The sequence below is a fragment of the Pedobacter steynii genome (assembly GCF_001721645.1).
In the GTDB taxonomy this organism is placed as follows: domain Bacteria; phylum Bacteroidota; class Bacteroidia; order Sphingobacteriales; family Sphingobacteriaceae; genus Pedobacter; species Pedobacter steynii_A.
Genome location: NZ_CP017141.1, coordinates 3,902,362 through 3,915,444, shown reverse-complemented (window position 1 = coordinate 3,915,444; position 13,083 = coordinate 3,902,362). Strand labels below are relative to the sequence as shown.

At 40.8% G+C, this 13,083-nt stretch carries 14 protein-coding genes; 8 read left to right on the top strand and 6 right to left on the bottom strand.

What is annotated here, in order from left to right; translation table 11 throughout:
* Positions 1–108: 108 nt before the first annotated feature.
* The 4 genes from BFS30_RS16385 to hxlB form a co-directional block, all read right to left on the bottom strand.
* Complete coding sequence (locus BFS30_RS16385; protein WP_069380282.1) at positions 109–1,290, bottom strand: DUF418 domain-containing protein; 1,182 nt, start codon at positions 1,288–1,290, stop codon at positions 109–111.
* A 118-nt stretch (positions 1,291–1,408) separates the two neighbouring features.
* Positions 1,409–2,344, bottom strand: coding sequence for a helix-turn-helix domain-containing protein (locus tag BFS30_RS16380; protein ID WP_069380281.1), 936 nt, complete (start codon positions 2,342–2,344; stop codon positions 1,409–1,411).
* A 120-nt stretch (positions 2,345–2,464) separates the two neighbouring features.
* Positions 2,465–3,100, bottom strand: coding sequence for a 3-hexulose-6-phosphate synthase (gene hxlA, locus BFS30_RS16375; RefSeq protein ID WP_069380280.1), 636 nt, complete (start codon positions 3,098–3,100; stop codon positions 2,465–2,467).
* 47 nt (positions 3,101–3,147) lie between these two features.
* Positions 3,148–3,723, bottom strand: coding sequence for a 6-phospho-3-hexuloisomerase (gene hxlB, locus BFS30_RS16370; RefSeq protein WP_069380279.1), 576 nt, complete (start codon positions 3,721–3,723; stop codon positions 3,148–3,150).
* Between the two features lie 174 nt (positions 3,724–3,897).
* On the opposite strand from hxlB, the gene BFS30_RS16365 reads away from it, so the two are divergent.
* The 8 genes from BFS30_RS16365 to BFS30_RS16330 all read left to right on the top strand — a co-directional run bounded on the left by BFS30_RS16365 (position 3,898) and on the right by BFS30_RS16330 (position 10,967).
* On the top strand, positions 3,898–4,752 hold the full coding sequence (locus BFS30_RS16365; protein WP_069380278.1) for a helix-turn-helix domain-containing protein: 855 nt from the start codon (positions 3,898–3,900) through the stop codon (positions 4,750–4,752).
* A 113-nt stretch (positions 4,753–4,865) separates the two neighbouring features.
* Complete coding sequence (gene sufB / locus BFS30_RS16360) at positions 4,866–6,311, top strand: Fe-S cluster assembly protein SufB (RefSeq protein ID WP_069380277.1); 1,446 nt, start codon at positions 4,866–4,868, stop codon at positions 6,309–6,311.
* 31 nt (positions 6,312–6,342) lie between these two features.
* Positions 6,343–7,107 carry a Fe-S cluster assembly ATPase SufC gene (gene sufC / locus BFS30_RS16355; protein WP_069380276.1) on the top strand — a complete coding sequence of 255 codons (765 nt, stop codon included), beginning with the start codon at positions 6,343–6,345 and terminating at the stop codon, positions 7,105–7,107.
* Between the two features lie 27 nt (positions 7,108–7,134).
* Complete coding sequence (gene sufD, locus BFS30_RS16350) at positions 7,135–8,439, top strand: Fe-S cluster assembly protein SufD (protein ID WP_069380275.1); 1,305 nt, start codon at positions 7,135–7,137, stop codon at positions 8,437–8,439.
* 1 nt (position 8,440) lies between these two features.
* Positions 8,441–9,685 (top strand): cysteine desulfurase, encoded by a 1,245-nt coding sequence (locus tag BFS30_RS16345; RefSeq protein WP_167353158.1) that lies wholly within the window; start codon positions 8,441–8,443, stop codon positions 9,683–9,685.
* Complete coding sequence (locus BFS30_RS16340; protein ID WP_069380274.1) at positions 9,685–10,128, top strand: SufE family protein; 444 nt, start codon at positions 9,685–9,687, stop codon at positions 10,126–10,128. Before BFS30_RS16345 ends, BFS30_RS16340 begins: the two co-directional genes overlap by 1 nt.
* A gap of 3 nt (positions 10,129–10,131) precedes the next feature.
* Positions 10,132–10,446, top strand: a complete 315-nt coding sequence (locus tag BFS30_RS16335) for an iron-sulfur cluster assembly protein (protein WP_069380273.1) — start codon at positions 10,132–10,134, stop codon at positions 10,444–10,446.
* Positions 10,447–10,502: 56 nt separating this feature from the next.
* Positions 10,503–10,967: an RrF2 family transcriptional regulator gene (locus BFS30_RS16330; RefSeq protein WP_069380272.1), complete on the top strand. Its 465-nt coding sequence runs from the start codon at positions 10,503–10,505 to the stop codon at positions 10,965–10,967.
* Between the two features lie 3 nt (positions 10,968–10,970).
* Here BFS30_RS16330 and BFS30_RS16325 read toward each other — a convergent pair whose 3' ends face one another.
* Both BFS30_RS16325 and BFS30_RS16320 read right to left on the bottom strand, forming a co-directional pair.
* A complete protein-coding gene (locus BFS30_RS16325; protein ID WP_069380271.1) occupies positions 10,971–11,876 on the bottom strand; it encodes a hypothetical protein in 906 nt (301 codons plus the stop codon).
* 10 nt (positions 11,877–11,886) lie between these two features.
* Positions 11,887–13,083: a family 16 glycosylhydrolase gene (locus BFS30_RS16320; protein WP_069380270.1), complete on the bottom strand. Its 1,197-nt coding sequence runs from the start codon at positions 13,081–13,083 to the stop codon at positions 11,887–11,889.

Here is a 13,083-nt window from a genome sequence, read left to right as displayed (position 1 = left end):
AGTTCTATTTGGTGTCAATGGTAAGGTTCGGTTTCATTCTCCCCTTATCTGTAAATTTAAGACAAAAAAGACGAACAATCGGATGGATTTTACTAGGAAAAGAATGGACTATCCTTTGATTCCCATAACTTTTACTTTCTTTATCGGCAGACGCCTGGCATAACTTAACTGACGCCAAATCCATTCTACTGGACCATAGTTAAAATGGGTTAACCACCATTTACTGATAAATATCTGGGCGATAAAAATCACAACAGCCATTAATACATAAAACCAATAAGGCATGGTATTAAACAATCCAAGGCCTACATTTAAAAACAGTAATGTTGCGATCACATTCTGCACCATATAATTCGTCAGGGTCATTTTACCCATAAATTGGAGTCCATTAAAAACAGATTTCAATTTACCATTGATATACAGCAGACAAATACCAGACATGATACTGAACATGGTACTTAATACCACCCAGTAACCTGGTTTAAAGAATTTCCAAATGGTAAGTCCATGGACTAAAGGAATCTTAAAGACAATATTAAATAGCAGAGCAAACGTTAAGCATATCCAAAACAAGGTTTTTAATTGTTTTTTAAATTCTGTCAATCGCTCAAAAATGTTGAGACGTTGTGCCGCAAAACCAAACAACATACAGGCAAACATGATGAGGTGAACCGTTATGGCATACTGAGGATTGATAATTTCCAATGCATAAGTTCCTTTGAGATTCATTATAAAAATATCAATCCAGTTATGACTGTAGAAAAGCGGCAAAATTTTCTCCATTTCTTTCTGATGGTTATAAGGAGAAAGATTCAGGTAAGCACCTACAAATGGAGCGGCCAGCAGTAAAACGATTCCTGTCCTGAAAGCTATTTTAGCTGAAGACTGGTAAAAAAGCAATAATACCAGCCCTAAGAAAGCATAATCTTTTAAGATATCGCCAAACCAGAAAGCCGAATTTATGAAAGCGATGACAAACAGCCAGAACATCCGCCTGGAAAAGAACAAAACCGGATTTTTACCCTTCTGAGCAATATTATTCATTAAAATGGCAAAACCATACCCGAATAATACACTCAGTAATGTCCATGATTTTGCTGCGAAAAAATATTGATTAACCAGGGTTAAAACATCTGACACTTTATCCGGAGAGTGTTTTACAGGCCTGCCAACCTGAAAATAATCTACATAGTTACCAATGACTACTCCAAGCAACGCCCATCCCCGTAGAACATCGACAATAGCAGTTCGTTCCCTGGGCTTAACAGGCTGAATGATTGAGTTTTCCATTATTCTTAAATATAGAAACAATTTAACAATTTTCCTGTTAGGAGAACGAAAAACGATACAAATAAAAAAATATGTTTACGTCTGAGGTAAATTAAGAAGCGGGAGCATATATAAAAATCTAAGATTTGGGTGTATCCTGCTGCTTCCTATATAAAACAGGAGAAAGTCCCGTATGCTTTTTAAAGTAGTTACTGAAATGCGAAGCTTCCGAAAAGCCAAGAACATAAGCGATTTCTTTGATTGATGTGGAAGAATTCTGTAATAATGATTTTGATTCAGCAATTGTTTTTTCTGTTATCCAGGTCCCGATGCCTTTTCCTGTTTTACTCTTCAGCACATTACTTAAATAGTTGGGATGCAGATTTTGGGCGCTGGCATATTCCTGAACACGAAACACCTGTGTTACCTTCCCACTGCTTAAATCCCTATAATGTTTTTCAAGCATCATTTTGAAATTTTTAACAATCTGAGAACTTCTGTTCCCCTCATAAATTGGATTATAATCCTTCCAGAAATATTCCTTTATTTTCAGCAGCAGGACTACAAACAGGTTACCAATCAATCTGTTTCTGTAGGGGGAACTGGCAAAATATTCTTTCCTGATCTGTAGATAAAGCTGTTCAAACTCAGAGAATGATTCCGGATCGAGTACTCTTGGCAAGACCGTTTCTGCCAGCAGAAAGGGAAATTCTTCAAAAACATCCGGATGAACATTTTCTTTTAGAAAAGATTCACTTAACGTAATCAGGTAAACCTCCTTAATCTCCTCCCATTCGTAAGATTTATAATGACCGGGATTTGTGAAATAAATGGTTCCCGGAACGGTATTGAAACCAAGATCGTCTGTAGTATACTTGCCATGGCCATCCTTCACGAAAACAAAGGAGAAAAAATTTGCCCGGTATACCGGAGATTTAAAAGGCAGCCCCAGGTGAATATCCTGCAGGTTATGAATAGTAAAATCAATTTTCCCGTCAATCTGATCAACCGGCAATCCAAAATGCAGGTATTGCTTTAACAGGGAGTTAAAAACTGGTTTTTCTCTTTCTTTCATTTGAGGGACAGGAAAAAGAGCTGACAATGCCCAATCGCCTGTATAAAAATAACAAGATTTTACCAGAACCGCCCGAAGATTATTCTACGGACGGTTAGTTTCAACAATTAAATTTATAAATTATGCAACAGCATCAATCGCCTCACGTAAAGCCCGCGCAGCAGCTGCAGGATCTTCTGCACCATAAATTGCGGCACCTGCTACAGCAACGATTGCTCCTGCTTTAATCACTGCAGTTACATTATCGATATTAACCCCACCGGCAATGGAAACCGGAACTCCTGCGCCTGCAGCCTCATCAATCAATACCTGAATAGAATATCCTGCTGTCCATTGTTCGTCTAAACCTGCATGTAATTCTACAAACTCCGCGCCCAACGCAATTGCTTCCTGCGCACGTTTCACCCGGTCAGCAACACCAATTGTATCTACAACCACACCTTTACCATGTGCTTTTCCAGCTTTTATTGCACCTGCAATCGTCGCATTACCTGCTGCTCCAAGAACAGTAACCAGATCTGCACCGGCCTTAAATGCGATATCCGCTTCCAGTTCTCCTGCATCCATGGTTTTTAAATCTGCAAAAACCAGTTTATCAGGATAAGCTGCTTTCATTGCAGTAACCACTGCCAATCCTTCTTTTTTTATCAATGGAGTACCCAATTCTATAATATCGATATAAGGAGCAATTTTAGCAACCAATGCCAATGCTTCTGTTGTGCTCAATAAATCTATTGCTACTTGTAATTTTGCCATAATATGATTTGTTTTTATTTCTATTTAAGTTTATCATTCCTGGTATGTTATTCCAGATTCGCATGCCTTTTCCAAAGCTCTTCTGCCGGAACCGGCTTTTCTTCCCACATCGTTTGAAAGATCGCATCCGTTAGCAGCCACAAGCCCTGCTCAAATAAACTTCCTGCATATTGTACAGAAATACTTTTGCCATGATCTTCTTTTTGCGCTGCCGGAAGAATGATGGTATGCGAAGCTAATTTTGCCAGAGGAGCAGCCAAAGTGGTAGAAAATGCAAGCACTGTTGCCCCTGCTTTAATTCCTTTTTCTGCTGTAGTTAAAATCGAAGCCGTTGTTCCCGAACCAGAGGCCACAATCAAAAGGTCACCTGGTCCGATTGCAGGGGTTGTGATTTCACCAACGACAAATACTTTCAATCCAAAATGCATTAGCCGCATCGCCGCAGCTTTTAAAGCAAGTCCAGAACGCCCGGCAGCTGTTAAAAATAGTCGGTCTGCACTATATATGTAAGGAATAAATGTGGCGACCTGTGTATAATCAATCTTTTCAGACAGGCTGATTTGTTCCTTTAAAATCAAGTCCATATTCGACCTGATCGCTGTTGAAAATTTCTGTTCTTTCATGATTTCCCCGATCTTTAGTCACAAAGGTATCTTCAGCATACCCCCTGATCCTTATACATTATGCGCATTATATTGGACTATCTGGAAAAAAAACAATCGCTTTAGAAATAAATCCACCTGAATGTCCGGATTGTCCAATGCGATAATTGAGGATAACTTATATTTGAATCAGAAATGAAAGAAAATACCACACTTGGTTTAGAAAAATCTCTGATTTATATCAGGAATCTGGAAAACTGTCCACCGAGTTACCTCAATGATCCATGGAGAAAAGACTTCTTTGAAATTGTCTGGTTAAAAAATGAATACCCTTTACATGCCACCAAAGAAGGGGAAGAATTGGGAAACTGGATTTACCTGATCCCCCCTTACCGGGTACATCAATTGAATAAGGCTGGAAAAAATGGCGTTTTATTGTCGTTTAAAAGAGACTTTCTCGGGGAAGAAGACAAAGAGTTTTATCTGGATATCTTTAAAATTTTCAATATTCAGGGAGAATTCTCCTTTCTGCCGCTCCAGCTCGAAAATGCCAGGGAGCTGGAAAAGATTTATGTGCTGATGGAAGAGGAATACCTGCTTCAGCAAAATAATTTTTCTATCCTGAAAGCGATGCTAAAAGTCTTTCTTTTGAAACTAATCCGGATTAAGGAACATGTTTTCACAAGTCAGGACCTTAATCAGAAAAGAGTATATGAATTTATGCTGCTGCTGGAAGACAATTATCTTCAGGAACGCAATGCCGACTTCTATGCGGCTGCCTTAAACCTCAGCTCGAAACGCCTGAACCAGGTACTTAAAGAAAAACTCAATAAAACCAGTGTGCAATTGATTCATGACAGAATCATATTGGAAGCGAAAAGAAAAATTATTCATAGTGAGTATTCTTTAAAACAAATTGCATACGACCTGAATTTTACCGACCGCCCTTACTTTAGCCGTTTCTTCAGGAAACAAACCGGACAATCTCCGGAAGAATTTCAAAAACATGCAAGGAATCATATCGCATCGAAATTCAATACCCTGGTCTGAATTCTATGATAAATCTTACAATTCACTGTTTATACTATTTTGTATAAACAGTGAAAGAGCCTTATCTTTGCATGGTAAATTATTGCGATTATAATAGTTAAAAGACCGATATCATGAATGAAGATTTAAATATGCTCGAGCAAACCGCACTAAATGATTACAAGTACGGTTTTGTTACAGATATTGATACGGATATTATTCCCAAAGGGCTGAATGAGGCGGTTATAGCCCTCATTTCGAAAAAGAAAAATGAGCCGGAATGGATGCTGAACTGGCGTCTCAAAGCCTATGCACACTGGCTAAAGATGGAGGAGCCCAAATGGCCCAATGTCAAATATCCACCCATTAATTATCAGGATATCATTTATTATGCTGCACCTAAGAAGAAAGAACAGCTCAATAGTCTGGATGAAGTAGATCCTGAATTGCTGCGCACATTTGAAAAGTTGGGAATTTCATTGAATGAACAAAAGAGGCTAACCGGTGTAGCAGTGGATGTAGTGATGGACAGCGTTTCTATTGCCACCTCTTTTAAGGAACAGCTTTTAGAAATAGGTGTTATTTTTTGCTCCATCAGCGAAGCCATTCAAAAACATCCTGATCTGGTAAAAAAATATCTGGGCTCTGTCGTGCCGATGACAGACAATTACTTTTCCGCATTAAACTCTGCAGTATTTACGGATGGATCTTTCTGTTACATTCCTAAGGGCGTACGTTGTCCGATGGAGCTTTCTACTTATTTCCGTATCAATGCAGAAAACTCAGGACAGTTTGAACGGACTTTAATCATTGCGGAAGAAGAGAGTTATGTCAGTTATCTGGAAGGTTGTACTGCCCCGATGAGGGATGAAAACCAGTTGCATGCTGCAGTAGTAGAACTTGTAGCGATGAAAAAGGCCGAAATTAAATACTCTACGGTTCAAAACTGGTATCCTGGTGATAAAGATGGCCAGGGCGGGATCTATAATTTCGTTACCAAACGAGGAATGTGTCAGGGTGATCATTCTAAGATTTCCTGGACACAGGTAGAAACAGGGTCAGCAATTACCTGGAAATATCCAAGTGTAATCCTGAAAGGCGACTACTCAATCGGAGAATTTTATTCCGTAGCCTTTACCAACCACCATCAACAGGCAGATACAGGAACTAAAATGATTCATCTGGGGAAAAATACCCGCAGCAGGATTGTTTCCAAAGGTATTTCGGCCGGACAAAGTCAGAATAGCTACCGCGGTTTGGTTCGTGCCAGTAAAGGAGCAACCAATGCACGAAATTACTCGCAATGTGACTCCCTCCTGTTGGGCGACAAATGTGGTGCCCATACCTTCCCATATATAGAAGTAAAAAACAAAACTGCCATTGTAGAACATGAAGCAACAACCTCAAAGATCGGGGAAGATCAGTTGTTCTATTGCAGACAACGTGGTATTGACGCAGAAACTGCTGTAGCCCTGATTGTCAATGGCTTTGCAAAAGAAGTAATGAATCAGTTGCCTATGGAATTTGCCATAGAGGCGCAAAAACTACTTGCCATCAGTATGGAAGGCAGTGTAGGATAGTTAAAAGTACCCATATAAATTTTATAAGATCATGTTATCAATCAAAAATATACACGCAAATATTGAAGGTAAGGAAATCCTGAAAGGAATTAATCTCGACATTAAAGCGGGTGAAGTTCATGCCATTATGGGGCCCAACGGTTCCGGCAAAAGCACCCTTGCCTCCGTACTTGCAGGAAGAGAAGAATATGAAGTAACTGAAGGTGAAGTGACCTTCCTGGAAAAAGACCTGTTGGAGCTTTCTACTGAGGACAGGGCACGTGAGGGTCTATTTCTGGCCTTCCAGTATCCTGTAGAGATTCCTGGAGTAAGCACAACAAATTTCATTAAAGCTGCTGTAAATGAGAAACGCAAGTATCAGGGCGAAGAGCCTTTAGATGCGGTTGCTTTCTTAAAAATGATGAAACAAAAAATGGCTTTGGTAGAGATTGACCAGTCATTGTTGAGCCGCTCTATCAATGAAGGCTTTTCCGGTGGAGAAAAGAAAAGAAATGAAGTTTTCCAGATGGCTATGTTGGAACCTAAACTGGCCATCCTTGACGAAACAGATTCCGGACTGGACATTGATGCTTTACGTATCGTGGCAAACGGCATCAACAAACTGAGAAATGAAAACCGTGCCATATTGCTCATCACCCATTATCAACGCCTGCTGGATTATATTCAGCCCGACTTTGTACATGTTCTTTACAACGGAAAAATTGTAAAATCCGGAACGAAAGAACTGGCTTTGGAGCTGGAAGAAAAAGGGTACGATTTTATTACCGATGAAGCAGATTTAGCAGCCAGTCTGTAAACCGATCATCATCAAAAAAGAAAGATAATGACGAATGTAAATTATTTTAAGGATCAATTTGAGCAGCTTCAGGATTCTGGTCCGGCAAACGCCATAACTGACCTGAGAACAGCCGGTTTCAGCACCTTTAATCATGCAGGTTTACCAACTTTAAAGTTGGAAGAATGGAAATATACCAATATCAGTAGCTTATTTGAGAAAGACTATCAGTTTGCCACCAATCCACAGGCTTTAAGCCTATCCGATATAGATGGTCTTCGTTTAAAAGGTTATGAACAAGCCAATGAGCTGGTTTTCGTAAACGGGCGTTTTGCTCCGGATTTATCGACTATCCGTGATGCTGCTTCACAACTTGTTATTTTACCTTTGGAAGCAGCAGCAAGAGGCGGATATGAAACGCTGATCAAGGAACACCTTGGGCAAAGTAGTCAATACCTTAAGGATGGCATTCATGCCTTAAACACCTCTTTTATACAAGATGGCGTTTTCATTCTCATCCCAAAAAAACAACAAACAGTACGGCCTGTTTACCTCTACCATATTGCTGATGCAAGGCAAAAAAACACACTTTCTCAACCCCGTAGCCTGATCTATGTGGAAGAAAGTGCAAAATTACAGCTAACGGAAACCTATACCACACTGGGTACGGCAGAAAGTTTCACCAATGAGGTCATGGAAATTGTGGTGAATGAAAATGCTTTTGTTGAATACTATAAAATCCAACACGACGGATTAAATGCCAGTCAGGTAAGCAGCACACATATTCACCAGATTGGGAGAAGCCACGTTCATACTGTAGTGGTTTCCCTGAATGGAGGAGTAATCCGCAATAACCTAAATCTGGTATTGGATGCGGAGGGCAATGAAACACACCTATATGGATTATACCTGTTAAAAGGAAATAGCCATGTTGACAACCATACACTGGTAGACAACAAACAACCAAACTGTTTTAGTAACCAGCTTTACAAGGGGATTGCAGATGACAGTTCGACCGGTGTTTTTAGCGGAAGGATTATTGTACAACCTGATGCCCAGAAAACAAATGCCTACCAGTCTAATAAAAATATTATTTTATCTGATAAAGCAACGATCAATACCAAACCACAGCTGGAGATTTTTGCAGATGATGTAAAATGTTCTCATGGCTGTACGGTTGGACAGCTGGATGAAGATGCTTTGTTCTATTTAAGGGCAAGGGGAATTCCAAAGGAAGCCGCAGAGGTATTATTATTGGAGGCTTATGCTGCCGATATCCTGGATCAGATTAAACCGGAACCCTTGCGCAATCATGTAGCAGAATTGATTTACGAACACTTATCTATATCATAAAATGACACAGATAGATTCCATATCCCTGGATTTAGACCTGCAAGCGATCAGGTCCCAGTTTCCTATTCTCAGCAGAACGGTAAATGATAAACCATTGGTTTATTTGGACAATGCAGCGACCTCCCAAAAGCCACAATGCGTAATTGATGCGCTGAGTGATTATTATAGCCGCTATAACGCAAACATTCACCGCGGCATCCATACCCTCGCTGAAGAAGCAACATTGGCCTATGAGGCCACACGTTCTGCAGTACAGGAGTTTATTGGAGCAGCATCGGCGGAAGAAATTATCTTCAGCAGAGGGACGACAGAAGGAATCAATCTTGTGGCCTATACCTGGGGTCGTCAGTATATTAAAGCTGGTGATGAAATCCTGATCTCCGGAATGGAACACCATTCGAATATCGTCCCATGGCAAATCCTTTGTCAGGAGAAGAATGCGGTATTAAAGGTGATTCCGGTTAGCGATGAGGGGGAAATCTCTATAGAGGACTACAAAAATCTGTTAACAGAGAAGACCAAGCTGGTTTCCATTGTTCAGGTTTCTAATGCCTTGGGAACGGTTAATTCTGTAAAAGAAATGATTGATGCCGCACATGCGGTAGGTGCAAAAGTATTGGTAGATGGAGCACAGTCTGCAGTACACCTAGACATTGATGTTCAGGCTTTGGATTGCGACTTTTTTGCGTTCTCTGGTCATAAAATATATGCTCCTACCGGAATCGGAGTGCTTTATGGAAAAAAAGAATTGCTGGAAAGCATGCCGGTATTTCATGGTGGAGGAGAGATGATTAAGGAGGTCACTTTCGAAGAAACAACTTACAACGACCTTCCTTATAAGTATGAGGCGGGCACACCGAATATTGCAGATACTATTGCTTTAAAAACGGCACTGGACTTTATTCAGACGATAGGTAAAGCCGCTATTAGAAAACACGAGAATGAGTTACTGACTTATGCCACTGCACAACTGGAAGGCATTCCCGGCTTAACCATTATTGGAAAAGCCAGAGAGAAGGTAAGTCTCGTTTCTTTTATCGTCAAAGGTATTCACCCTCAGGACATGGGTATTTTGCTGGACAATCTAGGGATTGCTGTCAGAACAGGGCACCATTGTACCCAGCCATTGATGAAACGTTTTGGCATTCCAGGCACTGTGAGGGCCTCTTTTGCCCTTTATAACACGAAAGAAGAAATAGATATCCTGATCGCAGGTATGTACAAATCCATTAAAATGTTATCCTGATGAGTCAACAGTCAATTCTTGAAATAGAAAAAGAGATTATAGAAGATTTTGCCCTGTTTGACAGCTGGGAAGATAAATATGAATACATTATTGATCTGGGAAAGAAACTTCCTGCGCTGGAGGAAGAATATAAGGTAACAGACAATAAGATCAAAGGTTGCCAGTCTACCGTTTGGTTGGTTGCCACTCAGGATAATGGGCGTATATTTTTTAAAGCAGACAGTGACGCGGTGATCGTCAAAGGCCTGGTTAGTATGCTCATCAAAGTATTATCCGGACATCGTCCTGAAGAAATTCTGGAAGCGAAGCTGGATTTTATAAGAGAAATAGGGATGATGACACACCTGGCACAGACCCGCTCTAATGGACTACTGGCAATGATAAAGCAAATGAAAAACTATGCCCTGGCTTATCAGACTATCCAGGGATTAGAAAAGAAATAGATCATGGACAAAGAGGAATTAAAACAAAAAGTAATCGACTGCCTGCAAACTATATATGATCCTGAAATACCGGTAAGCATATACGAGCTTGGGTTAATTTACGAAACGGAAGTGATGACTCCGTTTAACAACGTGCAGATTGTTATGACCCTTACGGCCCCGGGTTGTCCTGCGGCGCAGGATATTCCTGTAGAAGTAGAACAGAAAGTAAGGCAGATCGAGGGGGTAAATGAAGTATCCGTAGAAGTTACCTGGACACCACCATGGAATAAGGACATGATGTCTGAGGCTGCAAGACTGGAATTGGGAATGATGTAGCCATCCCCTGAAAAAGAATTGAATTGGCTACCGCTTAAGAAGATAAATAAATAACAATGAAAATTACAGCTCAGGAAGAATATGGCTTAAGGGTACTCCTACGGATTGCCAGGCATGGGAATGAAGAAGGCATTAGTATTCCTGCACTCAGTGAAGCTGAGGGGCTTTCCACAGCATACGTTGCAAAACTGACCAGAATGCTTCGCATATCAGGATACATCAATAGCACACCGGGTTATAAAGGCGGTTATATACTTGCGCAACCTGCTGATCAGATCAATATCAATAAGGTCCTGAAAGTATTGGGTGGCGCATTGTTCAACAAAGCTTTTTGCGAGGAATACCCGGGAGCGGTAAAACTCTGCACCAACTCTATAGATTGTTCTGTTCGCTCGTTATGGCAAATGATTCAGTTTACTGTAGATCAGTTATTGGACAAGGTTTCCCTTCAGGACCTCATTAATCCAGAACAGGAATCAAGCCTGCTGCTGGAATCTATTTTACGTCAAAATGCCAGGTAATGTTCATTTGGGGCTAAAAATAATTCCTGCCCCAAGTGCTCTGACAGTTCTTATTGCCCCATTGAAGCGGGATTCCCGCTCCTGTCCATCTGCGAGAAAAAGCTGATCTACACCAATACCTGTTTCGGCGTAGCTATATTCTGCCTTTATATGAGCAGAAAATAGGGCATTAATTTTTAGGTTCAGCCGCAGCAGCGTCTGATTTTCGAAACCTTTAGCCCTATGCCGGAAACTTAGGGGATGTTTAAAGGCATCGATCAGGTTCCAGTTTGCGGATCCCGTATAGTTGAGTTGTTTATAGTTGAATCCGGCATTCAGACTGATCCTCCGCCCCACCGCCACATCAAGGTCAACACCAATAACCGGCCCAGCCCACCTGGATTCATAACTACTATTTAGCTTCTGTTCTCCTTTTTCTTCTTCAAAACTCTTTAATGACAGCGACTGTTTACTTATTGCATACCCCACATACGGCACCATAATCCATATTTTATGGAGTTTAAAATCATAAGCCAACGCTGCTGAATAACGATAAGTATTCCCCTCATTACTTTTCAAAAGGGCATGATAAGTTGGCTGGCTTCTATTGTCTGCAGCATAATCGTTATCTGTTGCAGTTCCACTGCGTATAAAACTCAGGTGATAACCAGCTCTAACGAAAATATGGGACCAGACATCTAACTCCATATCCAGTCCCATACCGGGTCCTTTTAGTTTTGCCCATTTAACTTCAGATAAAACATTTGGATTTTGTCCATTACTGTTACCAGCAATGGACCATTGAAAATTTTCGGAAGTATAACCACTATAAAAAGCAATCAACCATCTCTTTTTGTGTTCATGAACCGGCTGTCCAACTACTGAAAAGCAGCACAATGCAAAAAAGAAAGTGATCAGATGTCTTTTCATACCGTCCTTGCTACAAACTAAATGCTTCCCATCCGGAAATTGTGGTTCTGTTACAGGTCATTGCAGTAGTCCCGTTTTCGGAAGAAATGTACCTGCCATTATTACCTCTGAGTGATATTTTTCCGTCCGCATTCACGATCCAGTCAAATTTTTCCCAATCTCCTATCGTTGTTCTGTTACAGGTAATCGGTGCAGCACCGTTTTCTGAAGACACATATTTGTTCATGCTCCTTAAAGCCACTTTACCTCCACCGGCATCTACAATGGTAAACTTCTCCCAATCCTGTGAAGTGGCACGGTCACACAGCATAGGAGCGGTTCCATTTAGTCCGCTTACAAACAGGTTATTTATTCCTTTAAGAGAAATCGTCTGTCCGATAGGTGCATTAGAGGATCCCTCTGTAAGCTGGTATACCTTTACATAATCTACATACATATTCGCAGGCAATCTGCTTTCATCAATGTTTTGTCCGGGAAGGTTTCCTCCTATTGCCAGGTTCAATAACAGAAAGAAAGGATCATGAAATTCCTCTGTTCCATTAATATTGTTCTGAATATTCGCCACATGAAATTGTACATTGTCCACGAACCAGGTAATTGAACTTGGCGTCCAGTCTACCCTGTATACATGAAAATCTGTAGGTGTAGTATTGGTATTGCCTCCATAGTAGGTATACGCCGTGTTAAACCAATGCATGGTTCCTAATACGGCATTGGAGGTATTCGTATTCTCCATGATGTCGATCTCACCACATTTCGGCCAGGGATTTGTTCCAATATTAGCACCCAACATCCAGAATGCAGGCCATTGCCCCTGCCCCTGAGGCAGTTTAATTCTGGCTTCAAAACGTCCATATTTAAATTCCCGTTTACCTCTGCTGATCAATCTTGCGGAAGTATAGGGCAATCCGCCAACGCTTTGTTTCCTTGCAGTAATGATCAGATTGCCACCAGACACTGTAGCGTTCTCTGCCTGGTAAAATTGTTTTTCATTGTTTCCCCATCCACCACCACCGGTTTCAAAACTCCAGTTATTTGTGTTCACCGCATTTCCATCGAATTCATCCGACCATACCTGCTGATATGTTAAAGCCCTTGGGGCGGTGAGCTGATCATTCGTTGCCGCGGCAGATTTAAGATCCTTTTTACAGGCAGATAGAATTTGTGAAACTGCCAGCAGGCAGATCATCAGGTTTACTTTTTTCAT